Consider the following 26,255-nt stretch of genomic DNA (forward strand, 5'->3'; position numbering starts at 1 on the left):
AACAATTTAATCATCTTGTATAAACTATGAAACTAACCACTCTTCAAATAGAGCAACTATACAAATTCACACGTCAACATTATATGGAGCATTACGATGTACAAACTGAATTAGTAGATCATTTAGCAAACGACATCGAACAAATTTGGATCGAGAAACCAGCTTTAACTTTTAAACAAGCTAGAGATATTTCCTTTAAAAAATTCGGGATATTTGGTTTTATGGATGTGCTAGAAGAGAAGCAAAAGCAAATGAATAAAAAGTATTTCAGAATTATTTTAGGCTTTGTAAAACAGTGGTTTTCTATTCCTAAAATAATAGTAACACTAACAATGTTTTATTGTTTTTATCTTCTATTACAATTTTCATTTGCGCAATATTTATTTCCTGGGCTTTTCTTCACTATTTTAATAATTGAGTTTATTCTTCTTTTAAAAAGAAGAAAAAAGCTAAACACTAAATTTAAAACAACAGGTAAAAAGTGGTTGTTTGAAGACATTATTGAAACACAAGGAAATGGTAATGTTATATTTGGTTTATTCTATGTGTTCCAGTTTTTAACCCCTAACTCATATGATAATTTAAGTACATCATCTAGTTTAATTATATCAGCTGCTACAACATTAGCTGTTATTATTGGGTATGTTAGCTTGATTGTAATCCCTAAAAAAGCTGAATACCTACTTGAAAAACATTATCCAGAATATAAGCTAGTTTAAATTACTTTTTACCTTCAACAATAATCACAATTTCGCCTTTGGCAGGTTTCTCTGTATAATATGATAACACTTCTTTTACACTTCCTCTTTTGGTTTCTTCAAACAATTTTGTCAATTCTCTAGAAACTGACACTTGTCTGTCTGTTCCAAAATACTCACCAAAATGAGTTAATGTTTTTAATAATTTATGCGGACTCTCATAAAAAATCATTGTACGAGTTTCTTCCGCTAAGAGTTTTAAACGTGTTTGACGACCTTTTTTAACGGGTAAAAAACCTTCAAAAACAAACTTATCATTTGGCAAACCAGAATTTACTAAAGCAGGAACAAAAGCTGTTGCTCCTGGCAAACATTCAACAGCTATATCTTGCTGAACACAAGCACGAGTAAGTAAAAAACCAGGGTCAGAAATTGCAGGAGTACCAGCATCAGAAATCAATGCACAAGTTTCACCATTTTTCAACCTACTTATAACACCTTCTACAGATTTATGCTCGTTATGCATATGATGACTATACATTTGTGTAGCAATCTCAAAGTGCTTTAATAACTTTCCGCTTGTACGCGTATCTTCTGCTAAAATAAAATCGACCTCCTTTAAAATTCTAATTGCTCTTAAAGTAATATCCTCTAAATTTCCGATAGGTGTTGGTACCAAATACAATTTACTCATACAGCAAAGCTACAACAAAGTTTTAGTACATTTGTGGTATGCCAAAAAAGCTATTAAAAAATATAAATTTACCTGCTGATATAAGACAATTATCTTCTGATGAATTGCCTTTATTAGCAAAAGAATTGCGTGAATTTATTATTGATGTAGTTGCTACTAAAGAAGGGCATTTAGGTGCAAGTTTAGGTGTAGTAGAACTCACCATAGCTTTGCATTATTTGTTTGATACACCAAACGATCAATTAGTTTGGGATGTTGGCCATCAAGCTTACGGGCATAAAATTTTGACGGGTCGAAAAGATGTTTTTCACACCAACAGACAGCAAGGAGGAATCTCCGGATTTCCTAAGCGTAGCGAAAGCGAATACGATACTTTTGGTGTAGGTCATTCATCTACTTCTATTTCGGCGGCCTTAGGTATGGCGATCGCTTCAAAATTACAAGGAAACGACAAACACCACATCGCTGTTATTGGTGATGCATCTATTGCTAGCGGAATGTCTTTTGAAGCTTTAAATCATGCTGGAGATACGAATGCAAATCTATTAGTTATTTTAAACGACAATGCTATAGGTATTGATCCTTCAGTTGGTGCACTAAAACATTATTTAACTAGAATAAAATCTACGCGATCTGATATTGAGCAGCACAATATTTTTGAAGGCTTAAACTTTGATTATTCTGGTCCGATTGACGGACATAATTTTGAAGAATTATTATTAGAATTAAACCGATTAAAACAAGTTGAAGGGCCTAAGTTTTTGCATGTTATTACCACTAAAGGAAAAGGACTTAAACAAGCAGAACAAGATCAAGTAAAATACCATGCTCCTGGTAAATTTGATAAAATTTCTGGTGCTATTTTGCCAAAAGAAGCAAGTAAATTTACCAAATTTCAAGATGTTTTTGGAAAAACCATTGTTGAATTAGCTACTGAGAACAAAAAAATTGTAGGAATTACTCCTGCAATGTTAACAGGGAGTTCTCTAAAATTTATGTTAGAAGAATTTCCTGAGCGTACTTTTGATGTTGGTATTGCTGAACAACATGCAGTTACTTTAGCTGCTGGTATGGCAACCCAAGGTTTAGTTCCGTTTTGTAATATTTATTCTACATTTTTACAACGAGCTTACGATCAAATTATACATGATGTTGCTCTACAAAACTTACCTGTTATTTTCTGTTTAGATAGAGCTGGTTTGGTAGGTGAAGATGGCGCTACACATCACGGAGTTTTTGATTTAGCCTATTTACGTTGTATCCCGAATCTTATAATTTTTGCTCCTCGTAACGAAATTGAGTTACGTAACATTATGTATACTGCACAATTGGGGTTAGAGAATCCAATCGCTATTCGTTATCCTAGAGGAAAAGGAAAATTAGAACAATGGAATCTACCTTTTGAAAAAACAGAAATAGGAAAAGGAGCTTGTTTAAGAGATGGAAATCAAATTGCAGTGCTATCTGCTGGGGCAATTGCTGATAATGTTTCTGAAGCGGTTAATTTATTAAATAATGAGGTTTCAGTTGCTCATTATGATATACGTTTTATAAAACCATTAGACACAGAACTTCTAAATACTATATTTAATGAGTTTGATAAAATAATTACCATTGAAGATGGCGCTATAAAAGGCGGATTAGGTTCTGCTGTATTAGAATACGCATCAGATGTAAATTATACTGGTAAAATAAAATTATTGGGAGTTCCTGATGAATTTATCCATCATGGTACTGTTGAGCAATTACAACAGTCTTGTGGAATTGATTCTTTATCTATTCAAGAGAAAATAATTAGTTTAGTTTCTAAATAAACTTATTATAAACGCAAATATTATAAAAACTAATATTGCAATTATATCTCTTTTTAAACTTACTTTATACGATTTCCCTTTATCATTATTTTTTTGATACGTTTTTTTCGTTTTAAAATAATCTTTATTAAGTTTTTATTTATTGACATAAAGCTAAAATAAAAAAAGCGAACCAATTTGGTTCGCTTTTTATTTATATAGAAAATTATTTTCTTCTAGTTATTCAATGCTTCTTTGAATTTTAATTTGACTTCGTTTTACTCAGTCTAATTATTCAATGCTTCTGCACCACCAACAATCTCTAAGATTTCGTTAGTAATTGCAGCTTGACGTGCTTTGTTATAAGTTAATAATAACTCATCACGCAATTCAGTAGCATTATCTGTTGCTTTATGCATTGCAGTCATACGAGCACCGTGTTCTGCAGCAAAAGAATCACGAATTGCTTTGTATAATTGCGTTTTTAAAGACTTAGGTATTAACTCTAATACAATCTCTTCTTTCGATGGTTCAAAGATGTAATCTAAATTTACATCAGCATCACCTTCTACCGGTTCGATTGGTAAGAATTGCTCTACTTGTGGTATTTGTGTTGCAGCATTTTTAAATCTATTGTAAATAAGCTCAATCTTATCGTAAGAACCATCTACATATAAATCCATTAATTGCTCAGCAACTTTAGCAACGTTATCAAAAGTTAAATCATCAAAAATATCATTTCTGTTTTCAATAACTGTATTGTCTTTTGATAAAATATCGTCTCCTTTTTTACCAATTGTAAATAAGTCAACAGCAACTCCATTGTATTTTTCGTCGATTGTTTTAACAGCTTCTTTAATAATAGAAGAGTTGAAACCACCACATAAACCTCTATTTGAAGTTACAGTAACTAATAATACTTTGTTTACTTCTCTTTGTGTTGAATATGCTCCACCTGCATCACTATCTAAAGTAGCGCTTAAGCTTTGTAATAATTCAGTAAGCTTAGATGAATACGGACGCATTGCTGTAATTGCATCTTGAGCTTTTTTCAACTTTGCAGCCGATACCATTTTCATGGCAGAGGTAATCTGCATCGTTGATTTAATCGAAGTAATTCTGTTACGTATTTCTTTTAAGTTTGCCATACAAATAGTATTTAGCATTAAGTACTAAGTATTGAGAAAGTGTCTCAATACTTAGTACTAAAATCTTTTATTAAGCTTTAAATTTAGCAGAAATTTCTGCTGCTGCTGAAGTTAATACATCTGTTACTTCATCAGTTAATTTACCTGCTTTTAACGTATCTAATGTATCTCTATGCTTAGCATTTAAATACTCGATATAATCTGTTTCGAATTCTTTTACTTTGTTTACAGGTACATCTTTTAACAAGTTTTTAGAACCTGCATAAATGATTGAAATCTGATCTTCTACAGTATAAGGATCATTTTGTGCTTGCTTTAAGATTTCAACATTACGTTGACCTTTAGAAATCACATTCATAGTAGCCGCATCTAAATCAGAACCAAACTTAGCGAATGCTTCTAATTCACGGTACTGAGCTTGATCTAACTTTAAAGTACCTGATACTTTTTTCATTGATTTAATCTGAGCATTACCTCCAACACGAGATACAGAAATACCTACGTTAATTGCTGGACGAACCCCTGAGTTAAATAAATCAGATTCTAAGAAAATCTGTCCATCTGTAATCGAAATTACGTTAGTTGGAATATATGCTGATACGTCTCCTGCTTGAGTTTCAATGATTGGTAATGCAGTTAAAGAACCTCCACCTTTTACGATTCCTTTTAAAGAATCTGGTAAATCGTTCATTTCACTTGCAATCTTGTCATCATTAATAACTTTTGCAGCACGCTCTAATAATCTTGAGTGTAAGTAGAATACATCCCCTGGGTAAGCCTCACGTCCCGGTGGTCTTCTTAATAATAAAGATACCTCACGGTAAGCAACTGCTTGTTTAGATAAATCATCATAAACAATTAATGCTGGTCTACCAGTATCACGGAAATATTCTCCAATTGCAGCTCCTGCGAATGGTGCATATACCTGCATTGGTGCAGGATCTGATGCGTTTGCAGCAACAATAGTTGTATAAGCTAAAGCTCCTTTTTCTTCTAACATGTTAGCAATAGCTGCTACTGTTGAAGCTTTTTGACCGATAGCTACATAGATACAGTACACTGGTTGTCCTGCATCATAAAATTCTTTTTGATTTAAGATAGTATCAATAGCAACTGTAGATTTACCAGTTTGACGGTCTCCAATGATTAACTCACGTTGACCACGTCCTACAGGAATCATTGCGTCGATAGACTTGATACCAGTTTGCATAGGCTCTGTTACAGGCTCACGGTAAATTACCCCTGGTGCTCTACGCTCTAAAGGCATTTCGTAAGTTGTACCTTCGATTGGTCCTTTACCATCGATTGGTTGACCTAAAGTGTTAACAACACGTCCTACAATTCCTTCTCCAGCTCTTAAAGAAGCAATTCTTTCTGTACGCTTTACAGTTGAACCTTCTCTTACTGATGTAGAAGCACCTAATAATACAACACCTGCATTGTCTTCTTCTAAGTTTAATACGATACCTTCTAATCCGTTATCGAATTCTACTAATTCACCATATTGTACGTTAGACAAACCGTAAACACGAGCAATACCATCACCTACTTGTAATACAGTACCTACTTCGTTTAATGAAGCCTTCGACTCGAAATTTGTTAATTGTTCCTTTAAAATTGCTGATACTTCAGCTGGTTTAATTGCTGCCATCTTATTTCTTTTGATGTATAATTAAATTTGTGGAATGTAATGACTATTGTCAAATTCTCTTCTTAATTCATTAAATTGATTAGAGATACTTGCATCATATTGCACATCTCCAACACGTAAAATAAATCCTCCTAAAATTTCAGGATTTACTATATTTTCTATACTTGCGCTATTTCCTGTAAGTGCTACAATCTTAGCTTGTATTTTATCTTCTAATTCTTTTGTTAAAGCTACTGCTGTAGTAACTTTTGCAACCTGCATACTTTTATGGTAATCGTAAATGATAGAGTATTGCTTAGCAATTGGCTCTAACATAACCATACGCTTATTTTCTTGTAATAAGTTAAATAAACCTTTAACGATGTTATCTACTTTATCACCAAAAAGTGCTGTTAAAACATTACGTTTATCTACAGCTTTAATTACAGGGCTTTTAAGCATTGTTTCTAAGTCACTGCTTCCTGCAATAGTATCTACGATTAACTTCATGTTATCGTTAACTAAAGTCTCGTTTCCTTGCTCTTTAGCTAGATTTAAAATTGCTTTTGCGTAACGTAATGCTGGTCTTGCTCCTTTCATCGATTGATTAGTTTAAAGTAACCTCTTCTAACATTCCTTCAACAAGCTTTAATTGATCATCTTGTGAGGCTAATTCTTTTCTTACTACTTGCTGAGCGATGTTGATAGATAAATCTGCTACATTCTTCTTTAATTCAGCGATTGCAGCTTGTTGCTCTTGTTTGATTGTTGCTTTCGCATTTTCAATCATAATAGTAGCTTGCTCTGAAGCTTCTTCTTTAGCTTCTGCGATAATGTTATCTTTAATCTCACGTGCTTCTTTCATCATTGCATCTCTTTCTGCACGAGCTTCTTTGATCATTTTTTCATTATCAGCTTGTAAGTTTTGCATTTCTTTACGAGCATTTTCAGCTTGATCTAATGCGTTTTGGATACCTTCTTCTCTTTCATCTAAAGAGTTTAAGATTGGTTTCCAAGCAAATTTTGCTAATAAAAATAATAAGATTCCTAAAACTACTAGTTGCATTACGAACAACCCAGGAGAAAAATCATTTAATAACTGATCCATTATATATCTAATTAATTCTTTTAAAAATTGGTTTTGTTTAATTGATAAAACATTTCCTGTAACCAACCGTTACAGGAGAATGTTTTATTTCTGTTTTCTTTCGGAATTATCTTCCTAAGATTAAAGCACCAAATGCTAAACCTTCTAATAATGCTCCGATAATGATCATCGCTGTTTGGATTTTACCAGCAGCCTCAGGTTGACGAGCAATTCCTTCCATTGCTTTTCCTCCAATTTGACCTAATCCGATTCCTCCACCGATTACGATTAATCCTGCTCCAATTAAATTGTACATACTAATTGATTTATATTAAATTAAACAAATTCTTATTCTACTTCTTAATGAGCATCTGCATGCTCATGATCGTGCTCTTCTACTGCCATACCAATAAATAAGGCAGATAACATTGTAAAAATAAATGCTTGTAAGAACGCTACTAATATTTCGATAACCGAAATAAATAATGTTAACACTAATGAAATACCTGTAGAAGCTACAGCACCAAACTGCGCTTTTAAAGTCATCATTAATGCAATTAAACTCATTACCACGAAGTGACCCGCTGTAATGTTTGCAAATAAACGTACTAGTAATGAAAATGGTTTAATTAAAATAAAACCTACTAATTCGATTACTGCTAATACTGGTCTTAAAATTTTTGGAACTCCTGGCATCCATAAAGTATGCGCCCAAAAGTCTTTTGTTCCACTTGTAATATATACTACTAAGGTAAAAATTGCTAAACAAGCTGTTACAGCAATTTGTCCTGTTACGTTAAATCCTAATGGAGTTAATCCTAATAAGTTTAATATCCAGATAAAGAAAAAAACCGTTAATAAATAAGGCATAAATCTCTTATACTTCTTTTCACCAATATTTGGTCTTGCTATTTCGTCACGAACATATAATACTAATGGCTCTAACAAACGACCAACTCCTGTTGGAATTGCTCCTTTTTTGTATCCTTTAGCTAATGAACCAAAACCTAAAAACATTAACAAACCTGCGAACAACATTCCGAAAACACTCTTCGTAATTGAAAAGTCTAACGTTTTAGTTGCATTAGTAGCATGGTGAGTTTCATCGAAAGTAACTGTAGTTGCACCTTCTTCTAATTCATATATTTTACTGTGAATTTTCACCAACTTTACATCTCCTGCATCAACAATCACAGTTCCATCATCATTATGGTGGAATTTAGAAGACATGAAAGTTTTAATTCCTTTGCTTGTTTTTACAATTACTGGCAATGGAAAACCAATGTGTTTTCTTTCACCTGCATCATTCGTATACGAATAAAAAGCAAAATCATGCGAATCTGCTAAGTGATGCTTAATATAATCGTTGATTTCTTGTTTGGTGTTTACTTGCCCACCATCGTTATCTGAAGATTTTTTATCTCCATCACCAGCAAATGCTCCAAATGAAGTAAAAACTAATGCTAAAACTGTAAAAAATTTGATAGATTTTTGTGCTATCGTCATACCTTTATAAATATAGGGTTATGGTCTCTAAATTTCCGTGCAAAGGTACACATTTAATTAAAACTACAAACCGTTTTTTTATTTAGTTTTTCTAAAGGCTTTTTAACACACTATTACTCTTTAAAAAATAAGCAAACTATTTGCTATTCAATAGTTTTGAAATAGCAATAGCTTCTATTATTAAAAATAAAAACAAGGGTATTACCAACGAAAATCTTTCTGGCTTTGTAAGTTGCTCATTTGCAAAAACTGTGGCTTGAAAAACCAATACAAAAAATCCCATTTTTAAAAAAACAGAAGCTAAATAAGCATATCCTGCTTGGTTAGGCATTTTATCTGCAATAAACTCAACTATAACATATACAATAGTTGCAGCTATAACATGAAATAGATATACTGAGAATAAAGAAAAAGACAAATAGATGTCTTTTGAATTTAACACATAGTCGTGCGGCACATAACTTATTATAAACAGCACAATTACTGCTACAATAAATTTAATAATACGTTTAATCATTATCTTTTGATAATTTTGTTACTTGCATAATTACTGAAAACATGGCTAAAAAAACCGCTGCAAGTGTACAAATTTTTGTGTAAAGTTGTGAAGTGTTTTCATATTTGGCATCTAACCATTCACCCAGTAAGCTTCCTAGATAAATGGTTAAACCCATTTGCAATGCTATCCCAGAAAACCGAACAAATTTATTAAGCGGTTTTCCCTTTGAGTCTTTGCTCATCTTTATTTAATTCTTTTACGGCTCCTTTCATTGAACATGTTGCATTAAAAGCTGCTCCTGGCTCTACAGAAAGTTTACTTATTACAACATCTCCACTAATATTTGCCGAAGACTTAACAGTTAATGTATTAGATACAGATAGCTCTCCAGAAAATTTTCCTTCGATATCTGCATTTGTACAATCAACTTTTCCATTTACAAAACCAGAGTCTCCTATAATAACTCTACCTTCAGTTTTTATAGTTCCTTCTAAAGTTCCGTCAATTCTAAAATCTCCTTCCGAGATAATATCTCCAGCTATTTTAGTATTCTTACCGATAACGTTTCTTTCTGAAACTTTTTGACTTCCTGCTTTTTTACTTTCTTTACTAAACATGGTATTTAGGGGGAATTATGATATTTTATTTATTTAATCGTTTTATTATTTCTTGTGCTTTTTTTCCTTCTTCAAGATTAGCATAACTAACCGCAACAAACTCTAATGCTTTTTTATACGCTTCTTTATCTTGGTATTTACCTGTTGCTAAAGCTTTTAGGAGTGCAAATTTAGGGATTAATTCTGAGTTATTTACTGTTGGCATGAAACTATCTATCTCATTTACAACTTCTTCAAACTTATTTTGCTTATATAAGTAATATAATTCTTTGTACTTATTTAAAACAATATCCTCTTTCTTCTCTTCTGTTAATTTTTTATTTGGATTTAAAATTATCTGCGCAAAACTTGTTTCTGGATACTTATTTAGAATAACATTCTTATATTGAATTGCTTTTTCTTGATTCCCTACCTCATTATAAACTTGATATAAATGATAGCTTATTGGTAACTCAAGATTATTATCTGTACGTAATTTATCTAAACGCTCAAGGTTTTTAATTGCTAAATCAGTGTTTTTAAATTGTTCTTTGTAAATCAACCCTAATTGATATAATGCTTCGTTACGACCAGCAATTAAACCATCTATTTCGTTCTTATCTGTTGGGATTTCATCTAAATAAGTTGATAATTCATATCGTGGATTTACTTTTTCTTCATTCGAATCATCTCCTGACACACTAATATCATCGATTGTAGATTTATCAGACAATCTCCAATTATCTTCTAACGGACGAGTACCCCAAATTTTTTCAAATTCAACTTTACCAAAACCTAATGCTCTTGTATTATAAAAATACCATTTCCCTGCATTAGCACTGTTATTAATTGAAGCTCCTCCTCCAAAAGAACTTCCGAAGTTTTGAGCATTTAAAATTTGTTGCTTTCTTTCTTCATCTTCATTTTTTATTTTTTCAATATAGTCTTCGAAAAAAGAAGTGCGCTCATCTGGACTCATTGCAACTAATTTTAGAATACTATCATTATTCTTAACTAGTTCTTCGTGTTTTCTTAAAGTAGTTAACCCTTTGTTTTTTCTTCGAATTCTTCGAATTCTCTTTTCTTGATCAAACTCTTTAGAAGTTACTTGTAAAACACTATCATAAAACGAACCTGCTAACAAATAATTTTCTTTATTAAAAGCAATATTACCCAACTTTTCGTAGGCGTATGTTTTTTGATAATCGTTATTATTTTTAGCGTTTAATGATTTTTGAAAATACTTAACCGCTTTATCTGTATTGTTTCTTCCTTCTTCTAAAACTCCTGCTTGATAATACAGCGCATTTAAAAATTTACGATTATCAGAATTTTTGATTAGTTTTTTTAATCTGGCCAAAACTACAATGGATGCTGAATCATTAGGTGTGTTTTTAGCCAACTCAATATTAGATCTTATACGGTAACGGTATGGTGCTTTTTTATTATCTGCTAGTTTATTAAATACCATTCTTGCAGAATCTTTACGACCTAACTCACTATATATTTGACCCAACACAAACATATCTCGAGATGCTTGTTCTTTGTTTTTAAATATTTCAGATGCTTTTGCTAAATGCTCTATTACTTTTTGAACTGTATCTGTTTTCTGATACGCCATAGCTAGCGCTGTATGCGCTTGTTCTCTTATTTCATCTGGAAGTTCTTTTTCATTTTCTTCAACTTCTAATAAGAATTTTAACGATTCAATCGCTAACTTCTCATTATCCAAACGAATGTTTGTTTTAGCTCTCCAAATTTTTGTTTCGTTAATCAAATTTGCATTCGGATAATTGGCTATAACATAATTAAAAGCTTCTATCGCAGGAATAAAACGTTGTTGATAATATCTTGATTTACCTAACAATAAATATGCGTCATCGATTTGACGATTTTTCTCATATCCATCGATATTCATCGAGTGCGTTTCAATTGCTTTTCTAGCCTTGTCTTCAGCTCTCTCAAAAGAAGTTAAATTTCTTTCTTCTTCCTCTTCACTTTCTCCAAAACCAGAACCTGGTTGAACTGCTGCTGTTGGAATTATCTTATCATCAAAAGTAATTGGCTCTATTTGTAATCTTTTCCAAAAATTATCTTCATGCTTCTCTTTTATTTCTTCTAAGCCTTTTTGATATGCTTGTTCTCCATTAAATAACACATTGTATTTAGTGGTTAACGCATGGAAATTTCTATTTAAAAAAGCATCCTTTTTAACGCTACATGAATACACAATAGCTATAAGGATATTGAAAACTAAGAGTTTGTATAGTTTTTTCATAAAAAAATTACGCTTTTACTGTACAACAATAATAAGGTTAAGTTATTGTACGTAAAAGCGTAAAAATAGCAATAAAAAGGCAATTTTTTCTGCTATGCAGCAAAATAGCTTTCTAATTCTTTTAAAGTTTCTTGCGAGGTATTAATATCTTTTACCACATTTCCTTTTTCTAAGACAACTATTCGCTCACAAACTTCAGTAACATGACTTAAATCGTGACTAGAAACTAATACTGTAACCTCTTTATTATCAGTTAAAGTTTTAATTATTTTTTTAAGTCTAATTTGAGTTGTTGGATCTAAATTTGCGAATGGCTCATCTAAAATTACCACTTGTGGATTTCCCATCATTGCAGCAATAATTCCTGCTTTTTTCTGATTTCCTTTACTTAAATCTCTTAAATACTTTTTCTTTCCTAGAATTTCCCCATTAAAAAATTCATCAAATTGTGCTAAGAACGATGTTACATCTGCCTTATTCATCCCTCTTAAATCCCCAATAAAATCAAAATATTCTTCCGGTGTTAAATAACCAATTAAGAAGCTTTCATCTATAAAAGACCCAGTAAAACTTTTCCATTCTTCACTCTTATTTACCACCACATTATTATTAGTAATTTCTCCTGTTGTTGGCCTGATTAAATCTAATAAGATATTAAATAGTGTGGTTTTTCCTGCTCCATTATTCCCTACTAAACCAAAACTTTGACCTCTAGGAATTTCTATTTTCTCTACGTTTAAAACTTCTGCTTGTCCGTATTTTTTTGAAACTGTATTTATTGTAATCATTATATTTTCTTTAAAGTTTGTGTTGTTTATGCTTCTTTACCAAAAGCATTAATCATAGCATATTTGTCTTTAATATATTTCTTTTCGATTAAATTCATGAAATAGTTTTTAAAAACCATTCCGATAACTCCAACTAGTGCAACTGCAATAAACCCAGAATTATAACCTATAAATTTATCGAACACCCAATATATTGCCATAGGAAATAACATTAACGGTATTATAATTAAAAACTGGGTAGCACTAGTACCTTGTGTGTTACCAAATCCTCCTTTAGTTAAGTCGATTCTTTTTCTATTAAAAGACCCAGCATAAAGTAGAAATAATGAGTTAAATCCAATATTAAAAATAGCTCCACAAGTGATCATCAAAAAAATTTTAGTTCCGAAGTACAAATATGGAATACTCATAAAATATAAGACAGAAGTCATCGCTACCATTAAAAACCATTTAGATTCTAAAAACTTACGATACCTAAAACTCTGACTCATTAACATTTTATAATGTGCGCTATCCCAAGCAGGTATAAACTGACCATAGTTTAATGCAAATCCTCCTGTTACAAATAACGAAGCAAACATTAACATTGCTGGCATTTTTTGATACGTTTCTTGCGTAAAAAATACTAAACCATAAAAAAGAAATAAAAACGACATTAAGAAAACGGTTTTTGTTCTTTTATTTCTCCAAATTAATCGGATATCGTTCTTAATAAATGGAGCTACATCTCCTAGTCTTTCTGTCCAAGATAAATCTGCTGTATTTGCTTCTTCTACTTTTACTGCAACTACATCATCTAAATATACTCTATCTCTTAATTGTTTATAATTTACATAGTACAAAACAATAGCCGTTGCAAAAGGAACTAAGCCTAAAATTGGATTAGCAACAATTCCATCGAATACCTGTTGACTATAAATTGATGCATCAAAACTAGTAAACTTCTGAAGTGCTATTAAACTCACTAACAACGTTGCAATAAAAGCGAAAACCCGATTGTCCTTGTTGATTAAAAAATTTAAAAAGTTAACCGCTTGAATGATAAAAACCATTGCAAACAACCAACCTAAAACTCCAGCTACATTATAACCTTGGCTTATTAGAACAATTGCAAACGGAATGTAAAAAAACAATGACAAGAAATTAAATCCTGAAAAAGCCGATTTTCCTAATACATAATGAACTAGCTTATCTTTTTTAATTGGTAGTATTAATAGCGGTTTAATATTCATTACAGGTAATTTTTGCATCAAATAGCGAAAAATTAAATCACCAAGAATAGCAAAAATCAACATTGAGTTTACAATTTGTAGCGGATCTTGCTCTGGAAATGTTTTTTTCAAAATAAAATATCCTCCAATTCCAATACCTAAAAAAACTGCAATAAGATAAAGAACAAAAAAGCCCATTATTATTTTTAAAGCGATTCCTTTTTGCCAATAAGAAGAACGGAAATATTGTTTCCATTCTAATTTTAAAAAGTGTGTAATCATTTGGTTAATTATTAATTGATTGCTTTATAAGTGTCTTTATTTAATAATTTGTTACATAAAAAAAGCATCAATTTAAAAATTGATGCTTTTCCTAATTTTATTATTCTATCGTTTTTAAGCCCATTGACAAATAACTCCACCCATTAATGCTAGTGTTATAGTCCAATATCCTACATTAATAGCTACGTACTTGAAACTTCTTCTTTCAAATAACGATTTAGTTCCTATAATTGGTAACACAAAAAACAACCCAGTTAAAATACCATGTAAAGCACCGTGCTGAAAAGTTCTAAAACGATCTCCAAAATTACTCATAAACTCTACGAAATAAGCATAAGCTCCTCCAGATTTCTCCATAAATTCAGGTTCTCCTGCCAAGGTTTGAAAAATTCCAAATTGATGAATTACTAAAAACTGCATAAAAAATGCAATTAATAAACTAAACACAAAACTAAGTCCGAAAATTAATAGCATGTTGCCGCCTTCAACATCCTTTTGTGTAAAATTCATTTCTTTCATCCATGCTTTTTGAAATAACATTGGACCATACCAAAGAAATCCCATAATCATAGGTATAAAAGCTGCTCCTAAAATCGCTAAATAATTTGTTTCCATTATGTTTAAGTTTATAGTTAATGTACTCAAATATAACAAAAAAAGCATCAAATAAATATTTGATGCTTTATGAGTATTTATATAAAAATAAGCTTATTTTATTTTCATTGATTTTGCAATTGCCTCTAATTCAAACAAAAAGTCTCTTTTATTTACCGATGGCGCATATGTGAATCCTTCAAAAACAATTAAACGATTATTCTTCTTATCAACCACTGTATAATTAATAAACGGACCTGCCATAAAATCGTTTTTCACTTCCCATTTACCGCGAGTTTCATATGCTTTTTTACCATCAATTTCGGCATCAAAAGTAAAAGGAGTAAATGCTTGCTCGGTAATCATATACATCCCTTCTTTACTTCCTGGTATGTGTTTTTTACCAATAGTATCTCTAACAGCAACAATATTATCAGCCACATTACTTTCATCTTCTAATGGCACGCTGTAAATTAAAACATTATTAGTTCCATCCCCACGAGCTATACCGCTTTTTAAGTGTTGACGCAGCCATAAAAACTCACCTGTATCTTCAACTAATCTATATCTTTTCGGAATATCTATTGTTATTTCTAAATCTTGAGCTGTTTTAAACTTCGTTTCGTCTATACGCTCTTTTTTAAAGATTCTTTGAGTAAACTTAATATCTTCATCTTTAAAAATTTTGATAATCTCTTTTCCTCTATTTTTTACTAGGTTAATTAAACCCTCTTTATTTTTAGCAGTACCATATACTATAATTTGAGGCTCTGCATATTTATTTTTCTCAACGGAAAGACCTTCTTTTTGTCCTTGTTGAAGAACTAAAATGGCTTTATTATTTCTCATAAACCCGCTAAACCCTGAAGGATCTATTTGTCCGACAGACAATAATGTTTCTGGCTGTGGTAATCCGACTTGATGCTCTCCAAATACCGTTCTAATTTCATCTCCCAATGCACCTTGCCAATCAATTCCTTTAACAACTACCAATACTTTATTGGTTTTTCCGTTAGATGTTGGTAAAATATATCCACTTTTTCCATCTCCGTTTTTACATGAGATTACTAGTAATGCTAAAATGAATATTGCTACAGCTTTTTTCATAGTTTTTGTTTTTTAGTAGTAAGTTAATGTTAGCTCTTAAATATTTTGAGTTTCATTCCTGGTTTTAAGCTTTTGATGCTCCAAATATTGTTCCATTTTTTTAATTGCTCTACAGAAACTGATGGATACTTTTTAGAAATCGTCCATAATGAATCACCGTTTTTAACCACATACACTTCATGCTTTCCTTTTGGCTGCTCATATTTTTTCTGAACTGTCTTTTTTGGAATTGCTAATTTCTTCGGATAAATACTTAAACGCTGCCCTATTTTTAAACGATGATTTCGTAGCCTATTCCAGCGTTTTATATCGCTAACTCGAACACCAAACTTATTTGCTATCTTTCCTAAATAATCTCCACTACGCACTTTATAACGGATGCGCTTATCCATTTCGAAATATTTAGGTAATGGCTTTTCTCTTTTAGCTTCATCTTCATTTGCAAGGGCATATATCTCTTTTTCCTTATCTAAAAAATCTACCACACTTTTTCGTGGTAATCGAACTGCATAGTTCTTGTTTTTAACATAAGGTATAATATCTAGTTTGTAAGCCGGATTTAAAAAAGATAATAACTCTCTATTTATTTTTGTTTTTTCAGATATCTGATCGAAACTGATAGTTCTTTTTACACGAATAGTATCCGTTTCGAAATGAAATATTTTTGGAGCATCCGGATAAATATTATGTTCTTCAGCATATTCAAAAATATACATCGTTGCATAAAATGCTGGAACATACCCAGCGGTTTCACGAGGTAAAAACGGACGAATATTCCAATAATTTTTATAGCCTCCTGATCGCTTTATTGCTTTAGAGACATTACCTGGACCTGAGTTATAAGCCGCTAAAGCCAAATCCCAATCTCCAAAAATTTTGTATAACTGACTTAAATATTTACAAGCGGAAACTGTAGCTTTTACAGGGTCTTGTCTTTCATCAACATATGAATTCACTTTTAAATCAAACTGAACTCCGGTACCGTACATAAATTGCCACAAACCTGTTGCGCCAACTCTTGATCGAGCATCGGGGCGTAAAGCAGATTCTACAATCGCTAGATATTTCATTTCTAATGGAACATCAAACTGATCTAAATACTGCTCAAACATCGGAAAGTAATATTTAGCCTTTGCCATTAAGGCTGGGTAATATTTTTTACGATACTTTAAATAACTATTAATTACTTTTTCTAGAGATGGATTGTAGGCTAAATGAAATGGTGTTTTAACATCTAAATCACTCAATCTTTTTTTAAGTAAATCAGTAGTTAAAATTGAGGTTGTATTACCGATAATATCTTTATCGTTAATTACATATTGAATACTATCAAATAATGATGAGTTAAATTTTTCTTCTACCAATAAACTATCAATCATTTTCAAATCAGTATCAGAAAATAATTCTTCTACATCATTTATTTTAATTGAATCTTTAGCTACAAAAGTTGAATCAATTACCTGGTTCAATGCTTTATTCTTGACTAACAAAGTATCAACTGGTTGTTGTGCAAAAATTGATGTAGTTAAAAAAAGTAGTACTAGTAGGCTTCTCATGTTTTATTTATACGTCTAATTCAACAACAATCGGACAATGGTCTGAATGTTTTGCTTCTGGTAATATATAAGCTCTTGAAATCTTTTCTTTTAACGGTTCGGTAACCATCGCATAATCTAAACGCCAACCTTTGTTATTCGCGCGAGAATTTGCACGATAACTCCACCAAGAATATTCTTGTCTCTCAGGATTTAAAAAACGGAAACTATCTATAAATCCACTATCAATAAACTTCCCTAGCCATTCACGCTCTTCCGGTAAAAAACCAGAAACTCCTTTCATTTTTGGATTATGGATATCAATCGCCTCATGACAAATATTGTAATCTCCACAAATAACCAAATTCGGAATCGTTTTTCTTAACTCAGTCGCATACTCCAAGATTTCATCCATATAATTGAATTTATAATCTAATCTTGCTGCATTAGTTCCTGAAGGTAAATACATGCTCATCACCGAAATGGCATCAAAATCTACACGAAGATTTCTACCTTCAAAATCCATTGATTCTATTCCTGTTCCGTATTCTATATGGTTTGGTTTTTCTTTACAAAAAATTGCTACTGACGAATACCCTTTCTTCTCCGCAGAAAACCAATAATGATATGGATAACCTGCATTTTCGAACTCAGTTAGGTCTAACTGTTCTTTATGCGCTTTGGTTTCTTGAATACAAATTACATCTGGATTTGCTGCTTGCAACCAATCGATAAATCCTTTTTTTAAAGCGGCACGAATACCATTTACGTTGTATGAAATTATTTTCATTAATCTAAAAATATTGGTTTTTTAAGAAAAATCCAGGTTAGTTGTTTTCTTTCTCCAGTTTGTGTTTGAACTATCTTTTTTCTTGGTGACAAAACATAAGCTACCGCTATAGCAACAGCAGTTTGTATCCAAGATCTTTCTACTAAAAACACTTTATCTAAAAGTAATATGAAAAGTATTATTAATATTGGATATATTCCTCTATGAAATCTTTTTAAAAAGTTTTCCATTTAATCTAAAATAATAGGCTCTTTCTTAAAAAGCCACTTTACTTGAATTTTTTCACCCTCTTCAGTTTGAATTTTCTTCTTTTTTGGCGAAAGAAGCATCGCAAAAGGCATTAATATTATAAGCCTGATAAGAAAATTATCAATATTGAAAACCTTATCTAAAATTGCACTACCAATAAATACAACTACTAAAGTTATAATAAAACTATTTTTTGCTAAAAACTTCATGTTAAAAATTCATTTCAGGAATTTCTCCATTTACAACTAAAGTTCCTTCAGTAGCTGCTTGAATTTCTTCAACAGAAACTCCTGGAGCTCTTTCTAATAAATGAAAAGCATTATCTTTTACTTCTAAGACAGCTAAATTAGTTACGATTTTTGTAACACAACCAACGCCTGTTAATGGTAAAGAACATTGTTTTAAAATTTTAGACTCACCGCGTTTATTAGTGTGCATCATAGCTACGATAATATTATCTGCAGACGCTACTAAATCCATAGCTCCTCCCATTCCTTTCACCATTTTTCCTGGAATTTTCCAGTTGGCAATATCTCCGTTTTGTGCCACTTCCATTGCTCCTAAAACGGTTAATTGCACATGCTTACCGCGAATCATAGAGAAACTAGTAGCAGAATCGAAAATAGATCCGCCATCTAAAACAGTAACAGTTTGTTTTCCTGCATTAATTAAATCAGCATCTTCAGTTCCTTCAACAGGAAAAGGTCCCATTCCTAGCAATCCGTTTTCAGATTGAAACTCAACTTCAATACCTTCTGGAATATAATTCGCAACTAGAGTAGGTATTCCAATTCCTAAATTAACGTACCATTTATCTTGCAACTCGTTTGCAATTCTTTGCGCTATTTGTTGTTTACTTAATGCCATGATTTACGATTTAGGAGTTACAGTTCGTTGCTCAATTCTTTTCTCATACTTTTCTCCTTGAAAAATACGTTGTACAAAAATTCCTGGAATATGAATTTGATTTGGATCTAACTCTCCAGCAGGAACTAATTCTTCAACTTCAGCAACTGTAATTGTTGCTGCTCCACACATGTTTGGATTAAAATTACGTGCAGTTCCTTTAAATATTAAGTTCCCTGCAGTATCTCCTTTCCACGCTTTTACAAAAGCATAATCTGCTTTAAAAGCTGGTTCTAAAACATACATTTTTCCGTCAAACTCACGAGTTTCTTTTCCTTCTGCTACTTCAGTTCCGTAACCAGCTGGTGTATAAAACGCAGGAAAACCTGCTTGTGCAGCTCTACATTTTTCAGCTAATGTTCCTTGTGGAGTTAACTCAACCTCTAACTCTCCTGATAACATCTGACGTTCAAATTCATCGTTTTCTCCTACATAAGAAGAAATCATTTTTTTTATTTGACCATTCTGTAATAATAATCCTAATCCAAAATCATCTACTCCTGCATTATTTGAAATACAAGTTACATTTCTAACATTTAATCGTACCAGTTCTGCTATCGCATTTTCTGGTATTCCGCACAATCCGAAACCTCCTAACATAAAAGTCATAGAGTCTTTTACGCCAGCTACCGCTTCTTGTACGTTATTTACTTTTTTATTTATCATGTTTAGTTGTTTGTTTTATCTAAATAAGATTAAAAATCGGTGTCATTTTCCTCTTCCTTCTTTTCATCACCTTCAATTTCATCTTCAGCTTTTTTCACCTCATCACAATTAATTTGGATTGATAAATTAGCAGGTTTTTCAAAATCTTCTTTACTGATATTTAAAGTTTTATCAGCATAACATTTATTCATAAACAGTGCCCAAGTAGGTAATGACATTGCTGCTCCTTGCCCCTTTCCAATTCCAGCAAAATGTGTTGCTCTATCTTCTCCTCCTGTCCAAACACCAGTAGCTAAATTAGGTACGATTCCCATAAACCACCCATCAGATTGATTTTGAGTTGTTCCTGTTTTTCCAGCAATTGGATTGGTAAAATTATATGGATGTCCGGTAATATAACCTGGTCTTTTATAAGGTGAACGTAAACGTACACCAGAACCTGATGTAGTTACTCCTTTCATTAAATCAAGAATAACATATGAAGATTCTTCACTTAACACCTCTTTTGTTTCTGGTACAAATTCTTCTAAAACAGTTCCGTTTTTATCTTCAATACGCGTAATCATCATCGGGCTTACTCGTAATCCTTTATTTGCAAACGTTGAATATGCACTTACCATCTCAATTAAAGATAAATCTACTGCTCCAAGCGCTATAGATGGATTTGCTTCTATCTTTGTTTTAATTCCTGATGATTCTGCTAAACGAGCTACGTTTATAGGTGCTACTTTATCTATTAATTGCGCAGAAATTGTATTTAAAGAGCCTGCTAATCCTTCTTTTAAAGTTACCATGTTTCCATAATCTGGACTTGTATTTTTCGGCGTCCAATCATCTGGCATTCCGTATTTTTCTTTAGGAATTGTATATAAAATATTAGGTAATTGATCGCATGGTGACATTTTTAACTGATTAATCGCTGTTGCATAAACAAAAGGTTTAAATGTAGAACCTACTTGACGCTTTTGTTGCTCAACTGCATCGTACTTAAAGTACTTGTGATTAATACCACCAACCCAAGCTTTAATATGCCCCGTTTGAGGTTCGATAGAAACTAAACCTGAACGTAAAAAGTGCTTATAATAACGAATAGAATCGTAAGGCGTCATTACTGTATCGATCTCCCCTTTCCAAGAAAACACACGCATATCTGTATCAGTATTAAAAGATTCTTCTATCTCTTTTTCAGATTTACCAGCTGCTTTTAATCGTTTATAACGGTTAGAGCTTCTTTTTGCTCTTTTCATTATTCTAGAAATGTCTGATTTTTCTATATCGTAAAAAGGTGCTGTTCTATTTTTCTTTTGTTCTTTTGAAAAGTACGATTGTAAGTTTGCCATATGCTCTCTACTCGCTTCTTCAGCATATTTTTGCATACGAGAATCTATGGTTACATATACTTTTAATCCGTCTTTATAAATATCATATGGTTTTCCATTAGGCTTTAAATTATTTTTTGCCCATTTTTTCAAACGTTGTTTTATATTTTCTCTAAAATAAGTTGCCAATCCATCACTATGACTCTCTGGAGTGAAATTTATTTTTAGTGGTAAATTTTGTAACGAATCTTTTTCTTTTTGGGTTAGCAATCCGTTTTTTGCCATTTGAGCGAATACTACATTTCTACGTTGCAAAGATTTTTTTCTAGAAATTTTTCTATACGGATTATACTGACGAGGATTTTTTAGCATTGCTACTAAAATCGCCGACTCTTGTAAATCTAATTCTTTAGGCTCTTTACCAAAATAAATGCGTGCTGCTGAACGTATACCTGTTGCTTTGAATAAAAAACCTTGTGTATTTAAGTACATGGTCATAATTTCTTGTTTGGTATATTGACGCTCTAATTTAATAGCAACAATCCACTCTTTCGCTTTTTGTAATATTCTTAAAAATTTATTTCCTGATGCTTTTTTTGTAAATAAATTTTTTGCTAGTTGTTGAGTTATAGTACTTGCACCTCCTCCAGCTCCTAATTTAGCCACAGCTCTTGCAGTTCCTCTAAAATCAATCCCTGAATGCTCATAAAAACGTTCATCTTCTGTTGCTACTAAAGCTTTTACTAAATCTTGAGATAAATCTTTATATTGTATTGGTGTTCTATTAGCTTCAATATAATATTTCCCTAGTGTTTTTCCATCAGAAGAAATAACTTCTGTTGCTAAATCACTTTTAGGATTTTCTAATTCTTCGAAAGAAGGTAGTGCACCAAATACCCCCCAAGAAGCTAATAGAAATAATAAGCATACAAAAAGGAATCCTCCTAAAACAATGCCCCAAAACCATTTAATATATTTGCTAAAACTAGCAACTTTCTTTTCTGCCATACTATTCAATTTTTTCAATTCTAAACCCAACATGAGTAATGCCTTCAAGCTCTTCAATTCCTTTAGTATTGCCATTTTTTCTCATGGCTTGACGCACTTTAAAAGTATACTCTCCTGTAGTTGGAAATGTTATATTTTCTTTATAAAAAAGTTTATTTTCTTTAATATCTGAAAACCCTTTTCCTAAAAATTTCCCATTAACATCAGCCATATCATACTCTAAAGTATCAACTATAACTTGTCCATCTGGAAAATCCATCTCAGTAATTAAAAACAAATTACTGTACTGGTAATCTTTATTATTTCTAAGATTAATAAAAAGGTTTTTCTTGTTTATAGAGTCCTTTACTGGAAACGAAAACTCCACTGTATTTTCTTTGCTCCATGAACTATTTGGTAGAGAAATATACTCGTCATAAGTTCTTTTAGAATCACAAGAAGTGATTATAAATACAACAGCAAAAAGTACAAATACAATATTACTTTTCATTTTTTGGCTCCGTGTTTTTATTTCCGTTAGGGTTTCTCTTTTTCTGATTATTATTTCTTCGTCTTTGATTATTCGGTTTTTTACCTTTTTCTTGATTTGGTTTATTATCCGAATTCCTTTCAACTTTAGGATTATTACTTCTAGGATTCTTTTTGGGACGAGGTTTTCTATTATCAACTCTCTTTTTGTCCGTTTTAGTATCTCCTTCAGCCTTTACAGGTTTTCTCTGAGGCTTTCTTTGCGGTTTCTTTTCCGTCTTAGCATCAGTAGATTTGTTTTCTGGTTTTCTATTAGCTGGTTTTCTCGATTTTCTTCTATTATTTCTTCGAGGCTTTTTAGGTGTATCGAAACGTGTTAAACTATCTTGACCAACTACATTTTCGAAATCAACTACAGGTTCTTCTGTAATTTCAGATTCATACTCATCTAACGGTAAAGCAAGTTCATTATTTTTATTCAACTCAATAATTTCATGAACTTGGTCTAATGACAATTTAAACCACTTAAAACTTTCGTTTTTGTAGGTATACCAAACTAGCTTTTTAAAGATGTCCATTTTTACAAAAACAGCATCTCCTTTTTCAGTTTTAAGTATTTTATCTTGCTTCGGAAAGCTTTTTAAAGCATCTAAATACGTGTCTAATTCAAAGTTTAAACAGCATTTTAACTTCCCGCATTGTCCTGCTAATTTTAACGGATTTAAAGACAATTGTTGGTAACGTGCCGCAGCAGTGTTTACTTTTCTAAAATCTGTTAACCAAGTAGAACAGCACAATTCTCTACCACAAGAACCAACTCCTCCTAAACGAGCGGCTTCTTGACGCATACCTACTTGACGCATTTCTACACGAATAGAAAAAGCACCTGCTAAATCTCTAATTAACTGACGAAAATCTACACGTTCATCTGCAGTATAATAAAAAGTGGCTTTGGTTCCATCTCCTTGATATTCGACATCAGAAAGTTTCATTTTTAAGCCTAATCGACTAATGATTTCTCTTCCTTTTCGTTGGGTTTCCTGCTCACGATCTCGAGCTGTGTGCCAAACATCGATATCTTTTTGAGATGCTTTTCTGTAGATTTTTTTTACATCTTCACTATCGGCAGTAACTTTTCGCTTTTTCATTTGAACTTTTACAAGTTCGCCTGCTAAAGAAACAATACCAATATCGTGACCTGATGAACCTTCTACAGCCACAACATCACCCATAGTAATGGTAATGTTTTCAGGATTTTTATAAAAATGTTTACGTCCGTTTTTAAATCGAACTTCAAAAATATTAAATGGAGCTTCACCTGAAGGTAAAGTCATATTCGATAACCAATCAAAAACGGCAAGTTTATTTCCACTTCCGCAGGTACCTGTTGCGCAATTTCCATTGCTTTTACAACCATTAGGTACACCGTTTTTGCCAGTTGAGCAACTGCTACAACTCATAAAATAGTATATTTTTAAAAATGTTTTTTAAATCTGACGAATTCACAGTATCAAAAAACACTTTTTTGTTATTGATTTTCAGCTAGATAAAACTCAATTCACCTCAACTTCTCTTAATCAGTAAAGATACATATTCTATTGAAAATTGAAAATTGATTTTTCTCTTAAAAAAACAACCCTTTGTTTTAGCTAAACAAAGGGTTATTAAGTTAAATTTTTAATAATTAAACTACTTCTTTTTAGCCCAATTATCTCGTAATCCTACAATTTTATTGAACACTAAATTCTCTGGAGTAGAATCATCATCAACATTAAAATATCCTAAACGTTGAAACTGAAAACGATCTCCAATTTTTGCAGTTTGTAAACTTGGTTCAACAAAAGCTTCTATTTTCTCTAAAGAATCTGGGTTTACAAATTCCATAAAATCTTTGTCTTTATGAGCATCTGGAGCTTCATCTAAGAACAATCTATCATAAGCTCTAACCTCAGCCTTAACTGCATGTTTTACAGAAACCCAATGTAATGTTCCTTTCACCTTACGCTTACTTTCTTCTGTACCACTACCCGATTTTGTTAACGGGTCGTATGTACATTGAATTTCAGTTATATTTCCATTTTCGTCTTTTGTACAGCTATTTGCAGTAATAAAATAGGCGTTCTTTAAACGAACTTCTTTTCCTAATTTTAATCTAAAGAATTTCTTGTTTGCTTCTTCTCTAAAATCTTCTTTTTCGATATAAATTTCTCTTGAAAAAGGAACCATTCTTGTACCAGAATTTTCATCTTCTGGGTTGTTCTCCGCAATTAAAATTTCCTCTTTATCTTCTGGATAATTTGTTATTACCACCTTTACAGGATCTAAAACTCCCATAACTCTATTTGCTGTTTTATTTAAATCTTCACGAATTTTAAACTCTAATAAAGCAACATCGATTACATTTTCACGCTTAGAAACTCCAACAGTTTCGATAAAATTACGGATAGAAGCTGGTGTATAACCACGTCTTCTTAATCCTGAAATTGTTGGCATACGAGGATCATCCCATCCGTTTACAATCCCTTCTTCAACCAATTTCAACAACTTACGCTTACTCATAATAGTATAGCTTAAGTTTAAACGTGAGAACTCACGTTGTTTTGGCGGATTTGGATACTCTGACTTACTATATTCGTATACATTGTCTCTAAACCAGTTATATAATTCACGGTGAGGTTTAAATTCTAATGAACATAGAGAATGTGAAATTTGCTCTAAATAATCACTCTCACCATGGGTCCAATCATACATCGGATAAATTACCCAATCGTTTCCTGTGCGGTGGTGTGCTTTCTTTAAAATACGATACATTAATGGATCGCGCATTAACATATTCGGAGAAGCCATATCTATTTTTGCACGTAAAACATAGGTTCCTTCTTCAAATTCACCTTCCTTCATTCTGTTGAATAAATCTAGATTTTCTTCAACAGATCTATCTCTAAATGGACTGTTTGTTCCTGCTTCTGTTGGCGTTCCTTTTTGCTCACGCATTTCTTCAGAAGATTGTGAGTCTACATATGCTTTTCCGTCTTTAATTAATTGAACCGCCCAATCGTATAACTGTTGAAAATAATCAGAAGAATACAGTTCTTGATCCCATTGATATCCCAACCAAGAAACATCTTTCTTAATAGCATCTACATACTCTTGTTCTTCTTTAGCTGGGTTTGTGTCGTCGAAACGCAAGTTTACTGGAGCATTATACCTTTCTCCTAAACCGAAGCTAATTCCGATAGCTTTTGTGTGACCTATATGTAAGTATCCGTTTGGCTCTGGCGGAAAACGAAAACGTAAATTTTCTTTAGGCATTCCATTCGCCAAATCTTCTTCTATAATTTGTTCTAAAAAATTCAATGATTTTTTTTCTTCTGACATTTTCTGTTGCATTTGAAATGCAAAA

At 32.0% G+C, this 26,255-nt stretch carries 27 protein-coding genes; 2 read left to right on the forward strand and 25 right to left on the reverse strand.

The features are described 5' to 3' along the window. Positions 1–26: 26 nt before the first annotated feature. Positions 27–719, forward strand: a complete 693-nt coding sequence (locus H3Z83_RS06825; RefSeq protein WP_182124735.1) for a hypothetical protein — start codon at positions 27–29, stop codon at positions 717–719. 1 nt (position 720) lies between these two features. Here H3Z83_RS06825 and rsmI read toward each other — a convergent pair whose 3' ends face one another. Next, on the reverse strand, positions 721–1,392 hold the full coding sequence (gene rsmI, locus H3Z83_RS06830) for a 16S rRNA (cytidine(1402)-2'-O)-methyltransferase (RefSeq protein WP_182124736.1): 672 nt from the start codon (positions 1,390–1,392) through the stop codon (positions 721–723). Between the two features lie 38 nt (positions 1,393–1,430). Here rsmI and dxs point away from each other — a divergent pair, with 38 nt between their 5' ends. After that, complete coding sequence (gene dxs, locus H3Z83_RS06835; protein ID WP_182124737.1) at positions 1,431–3,206, forward strand: 1-deoxy-D-xylulose-5-phosphate synthase; 1,776 nt, start codon at positions 1,431–1,433, stop codon at positions 3,204–3,206. 266 nt (positions 3,207–3,472) lie between these two features. Here dxs and atpG read toward each other — a convergent pair whose 3' ends face one another. The 24 genes from atpG to H3Z83_RS06955 form a co-directional block, all read right to left on the reverse strand. Beyond that, positions 3,473–4,333: an ATP synthase F1 subunit gamma gene (atpG, locus tag H3Z83_RS06840; RefSeq protein WP_182124738.1), complete on the reverse strand. Its 861-nt coding sequence runs from the start codon at positions 4,331–4,333 to the stop codon at positions 3,473–3,475. Between the two features lie 70 nt (positions 4,334–4,403). Then, positions 4,404–5,984: a F0F1 ATP synthase subunit alpha gene (atpA, locus tag H3Z83_RS06845; protein WP_182124739.1), complete on the reverse strand. Its 1,581-nt coding sequence runs from the start codon at positions 5,982–5,984 to the stop codon at positions 4,404–4,406. A 21-nt stretch (positions 5,985–6,005) separates the two neighbouring features. Continuing rightward, positions 6,006–6,563, reverse strand: a complete 558-nt coding sequence (gene atpH, locus H3Z83_RS06850; RefSeq protein ID WP_182124740.1) for an ATP synthase F1 subunit delta — start codon at positions 6,561–6,563, stop codon at positions 6,006–6,008. Positions 6,564–6,570: 7 nt separating this feature from the next. Then, entirely contained in the window at positions 6,571–7,071 is a 501-nt protein-coding gene (locus tag H3Z83_RS06855) for a F0F1 ATP synthase subunit B (protein ID WP_182124741.1), read from the reverse strand. Between the two features lie 106 nt (positions 7,072–7,177). Next, the gene (gene atpE, locus H3Z83_RS06860; protein ID WP_136950250.1) at positions 7,178–7,366 is read right to left on the reverse strand and encodes an ATP synthase F0 subunit C; all 189 of its coding nucleotides are present in this window, start codon (positions 7,364–7,366) and stop codon (positions 7,178–7,180) included. A 44-nt stretch (positions 7,367–7,410) separates the two neighbouring features. Continuing rightward, a complete protein-coding gene (atpB, locus tag H3Z83_RS06865; protein WP_182124742.1) occupies positions 7,411–8,556 on the reverse strand; it encodes a F0F1 ATP synthase subunit A in 1,146 nt (381 codons plus the stop codon). Positions 8,557–8,692: 136 nt separating this feature from the next. Next, positions 8,693–9,073, reverse strand: a complete 381-nt coding sequence (locus H3Z83_RS06870; RefSeq protein ID WP_220455449.1) for a DUF6168 family protein — start codon at positions 9,071–9,073, stop codon at positions 8,693–8,695. After that, positions 9,066–9,296, reverse strand: coding sequence for an AtpZ/AtpI family protein (locus H3Z83_RS06875; protein ID WP_182124743.1), 231 nt, complete (start codon positions 9,294–9,296; stop codon positions 9,066–9,068). The genes H3Z83_RS06870 and H3Z83_RS06875 overlap by 8 nt, the downstream gene beginning before the upstream one ends. Beyond that, positions 9,265–9,672 carry a bactofilin family protein gene (locus tag H3Z83_RS06880; RefSeq protein WP_182124744.1) on the reverse strand — a complete coding sequence of 136 codons (408 nt, stop codon included), beginning with the start codon at positions 9,670–9,672 and terminating at the stop codon, positions 9,265–9,267. The genes H3Z83_RS06875 and H3Z83_RS06880 overlap by 32 nt, the downstream gene beginning before the upstream one ends. Positions 9,673–9,697: 25 nt before the next feature. Continuing rightward, positions 9,698–11,929, reverse strand: coding sequence for a type IX secretion system periplasmic lipoprotein PorW/SprE (gene porW, locus H3Z83_RS06885; protein ID WP_182124745.1), 2,232 nt, complete (start codon positions 11,927–11,929; stop codon positions 9,698–9,700). A gap of 92 nt (positions 11,930–12,021) precedes the next feature. Next, the gene (locus H3Z83_RS06890) at positions 12,022–12,717 is read right to left on the reverse strand and encodes an ABC transporter ATP-binding protein (protein WP_182124746.1); all 696 of its coding nucleotides are present in this window, start codon (positions 12,715–12,717) and stop codon (positions 12,022–12,024) included. Between the two features lie 26 nt (positions 12,718–12,743). Continuing rightward, entirely contained in the window at positions 12,744–14,210 is a 1,467-nt protein-coding gene (locus H3Z83_RS06895; protein WP_182124747.1) for a DUF5687 family protein, read from the reverse strand. A 114-nt stretch (positions 14,211–14,324) separates the two neighbouring features. Next, the gene (locus tag H3Z83_RS06900; protein ID WP_182124748.1) at positions 14,325–14,825 is read right to left on the reverse strand and encodes a DUF1761 domain-containing protein; all 501 of its coding nucleotides are present in this window, start codon (positions 14,823–14,825) and stop codon (positions 14,325–14,327) included. Between the two features lie 93 nt (positions 14,826–14,918). Beyond that, positions 14,919–15,911: a DUF4837 family protein gene (locus H3Z83_RS06905; RefSeq protein WP_182124749.1), complete on the reverse strand. Its 993-nt coding sequence runs from the start codon at positions 15,909–15,911 to the stop codon at positions 14,919–14,921. 29 nt (positions 15,912–15,940) lie between these two features. Continuing rightward, on the reverse strand, positions 15,941–17,467 hold the full coding sequence (locus H3Z83_RS06910) for a lytic transglycosylase domain-containing protein (RefSeq protein WP_182124750.1): 1,527 nt from the start codon (positions 17,465–17,467) through the stop codon (positions 15,941–15,943). Positions 17,468–17,474: 7 nt separating this feature from the next. Next, positions 17,475–18,236, reverse strand: coding sequence for an exodeoxyribonuclease III (locus H3Z83_RS06915; protein ID WP_182124751.1), 762 nt, complete (start codon positions 18,234–18,236; stop codon positions 17,475–17,477). Continuing rightward, entirely contained in the window at positions 18,236–18,466 is a 231-nt protein-coding gene (locus tag H3Z83_RS06920; protein ID WP_182124752.1) for a hypothetical protein, read from the reverse strand. Before H3Z83_RS06920 ends, H3Z83_RS06915 begins: the two co-directional genes overlap by 1 nt. Then, positions 18,467–18,694 carry a hypothetical protein gene (locus tag H3Z83_RS06925; protein ID WP_182124753.1) on the reverse strand — a complete coding sequence of 76 codons (228 nt, stop codon included), beginning with the start codon at positions 18,692–18,694 and terminating at the stop codon, positions 18,467–18,469. Position 18,695: 1 nt separating this feature from the next. Continuing rightward, on the reverse strand, positions 18,696–19,352 hold the full coding sequence (locus tag H3Z83_RS06930; protein ID WP_182124754.1) for a CoA transferase subunit B: 657 nt from the start codon (positions 19,350–19,352) through the stop codon (positions 18,696–18,698). A gap of 3 nt (positions 19,353–19,355) precedes the next feature. After that, positions 19,356–20,057 carry a CoA transferase subunit A gene (locus H3Z83_RS06935; RefSeq protein ID WP_182124755.1) on the reverse strand — a complete coding sequence of 234 codons (702 nt, stop codon included), beginning with the start codon at positions 20,055–20,057 and terminating at the stop codon, positions 19,356–19,358. 29 nt (positions 20,058–20,086) lie between these two features. Next, the gene (locus tag H3Z83_RS06940; RefSeq protein ID WP_182124756.1) at positions 20,087–22,384 is read right to left on the reverse strand and encodes a transglycosylase domain-containing protein; all 2,298 of its coding nucleotides are present in this window, start codon (positions 22,382–22,384) and stop codon (positions 20,087–20,089) included. Position 22,385: 1 nt separating this feature from the next. Continuing rightward, positions 22,386–22,874: a gliding motility lipoprotein GldH gene (locus H3Z83_RS06945; RefSeq protein WP_182124757.1), complete on the reverse strand. Its 489-nt coding sequence runs from the start codon at positions 22,872–22,874 to the stop codon at positions 22,386–22,388. Further along, complete coding sequence (gene ricT, locus H3Z83_RS06950; protein ID WP_182124758.1) at positions 22,864–24,312, reverse strand: regulatory iron-sulfur-containing complex subunit RicT; 1,449 nt, start codon at positions 24,310–24,312, stop codon at positions 22,864–22,866. Before ricT ends, H3Z83_RS06945 begins: the two co-directional genes overlap by 11 nt. A gap of 229 nt (positions 24,313–24,541) precedes the next feature. Next, positions 24,542–26,230: a glutamine--tRNA ligase/YqeY domain fusion protein gene (locus H3Z83_RS06955; protein WP_182124759.1), complete on the reverse strand. Its 1,689-nt coding sequence runs from the start codon at positions 26,228–26,230 to the stop codon at positions 24,542–24,544. Positions 26,231–26,255: the final 25 nt, after the last annotated feature.

It is taken from the genome of Tenacibaculum pelagium, from assembly GCF_014062345.1.
GTDB lineage: Bacteria > Bacteroidota > Bacteroidia > Flavobacteriales > Flavobacteriaceae > Polaribacter > Polaribacter pelagius.

Bases quoted from the DNA above. Each gene is read 5' to 3' on its own strand.
- H3Z83_RS06825 (WP_182124735.1), top strand. From the start codon at position 27: ATGAAACTAACCACTCTTCAAATAGAGCAACTATACAAATTCACACGT.
- rsmI (WP_182124736.1), bottom strand. From the start codon at position 1,392: ATGAGTAAATTGTATTTGGTACCAACACCTATCGGAAATTTAGAGGAT.
- dxs (WP_182124737.1), top strand. From the start codon at position 1,431: ATGCCAAAAAAGCTATTAAAAAATATAAATTTACCTGCTGATATAAGA.
- atpG (WP_182124738.1), bottom strand. From the start codon at position 4,333: ATGGCAAACTTAAAAGAAATACGTAACAGAATTACTTCGATTAAATCA.
- atpA (WP_182124739.1), bottom strand. From the start codon at position 5,984: ATGGCAGCAATTAAACCAGCTGAAGTATCAGCAATTTTAAAGGAACAA.
- atpH (WP_182124740.1), bottom strand. From the start codon at position 6,563: ATGAAAGGAGCAAGACCAGCATTACGTTACGCAAAAGCAATTTTAAAT.
- H3Z83_RS06855 (WP_182124741.1), bottom strand. From the start codon at position 7,071: ATGGATCAGTTATTAAATGATTTTTCTCCTGGGTTGTTCGTAATGCAA.
- atpE (WP_136950250.1), bottom strand. From the start codon at position 7,366: ATGTACAATTTAATTGGAGCAGGATTAATCGTAATCGGTGGAGGAATC.
- atpB (WP_182124742.1), bottom strand. From the start codon at position 8,556: ATGACGATAGCACAAAAATCTATCAAATTTTTTACAGTTTTAGCATTA.
- H3Z83_RS06870 (WP_220455449.1), bottom strand. From the start codon at position 9,073: ATGATTAAACGTATTATTAAATTTATTGTAGCAGTAATTGTGCTGTTT.
- H3Z83_RS06875 (WP_182124743.1), bottom strand. From the start codon at position 9,296: ATGAGCAAAGACTCAAAGGGAAAACCGCTTAATAAATTTGTTCGGTTT.
- H3Z83_RS06880 (WP_182124744.1), bottom strand. From the start codon at position 9,672: ATGTTTAGTAAAGAAAGTAAAAAAGCAGGAAGTCAAAAAGTTTCAGAA.
- porW (WP_182124745.1), bottom strand. From the start codon at position 11,929: ATGAAAAAACTATACAAACTCTTAGTTTTCAATATCCTTATAGCTATT.
- H3Z83_RS06890 (WP_182124746.1), bottom strand. From the start codon at position 12,717: ATGATTACAATAAATACAGTTTCAAAAAAATACGGACAAGCAGAAGTT.
- H3Z83_RS06895 (WP_182124747.1), bottom strand. From the start codon at position 14,210: ATGATTACACACTTTTTAAAATTAGAATGGAAACAATATTTCCGTTCT.
- H3Z83_RS06900 (WP_182124748.1), bottom strand. From the start codon at position 14,825: ATGGAAACAAATTATTTAGCGATTTTAGGAGCAGCTTTTATACCTATG.
- H3Z83_RS06905 (WP_182124749.1), bottom strand. From the start codon at position 15,911: ATGAAAAAAGCTGTAGCAATATTCATTTTAGCATTACTAGTAATCTCA.
- H3Z83_RS06910 (WP_182124750.1), bottom strand. From the start codon at position 17,467: ATGAGAAGCCTACTAGTACTACTTTTTTTAACTACATCAATTTTTGCA.
- H3Z83_RS06915 (WP_182124751.1), bottom strand. From the start codon at position 18,236: ATGAAAATAATTTCATACAACGTAAATGGTATTCGTGCCGCTTTAAAA.
- H3Z83_RS06920 (WP_182124752.1), bottom strand. From the start codon at position 18,466: ATGGAAAACTTTTTAAAAAGATTTCATAGAGGAATATATCCAATATTA.
- H3Z83_RS06925 (WP_182124753.1), bottom strand. From the start codon at position 18,694: ATGAAGTTTTTAGCAAAAAATAGTTTTATTATAACTTTAGTAGTTGTA.
- H3Z83_RS06930 (WP_182124754.1), bottom strand. From the start codon at position 19,352: ATGGCATTAAGTAAACAACAAATAGCGCAAAGAATTGCAAACGAGTTG.
- H3Z83_RS06935 (WP_182124755.1), bottom strand. From the start codon at position 20,057: ATGATAAATAAAAAAGTAAATAACGTACAAGAAGCGGTAGCTGGCGTA.
- H3Z83_RS06940 (WP_182124756.1), bottom strand. From the start codon at position 22,384: ATGGCAGAAAAGAAAGTTGCTAGTTTTAGCAAATATATTAAATGGTTT.
- H3Z83_RS06945 (WP_182124757.1), bottom strand. From the start codon at position 22,874: ATGAAAAGTAATATTGTATTTGTACTTTTTGCTGTTGTATTTATAATC.
- ricT (WP_182124758.1), bottom strand. From the start codon at position 24,312: ATGAGTTGTAGCAGTTGCTCAACTGGCAAAAACGGTGTACCTAATGGT.
- H3Z83_RS06955 (WP_182124759.1), bottom strand. From the start codon at position 26,230: ATGTCAGAAGAAAAAAAATCATTGAATTTTTTAGAACAAATTATAGAA.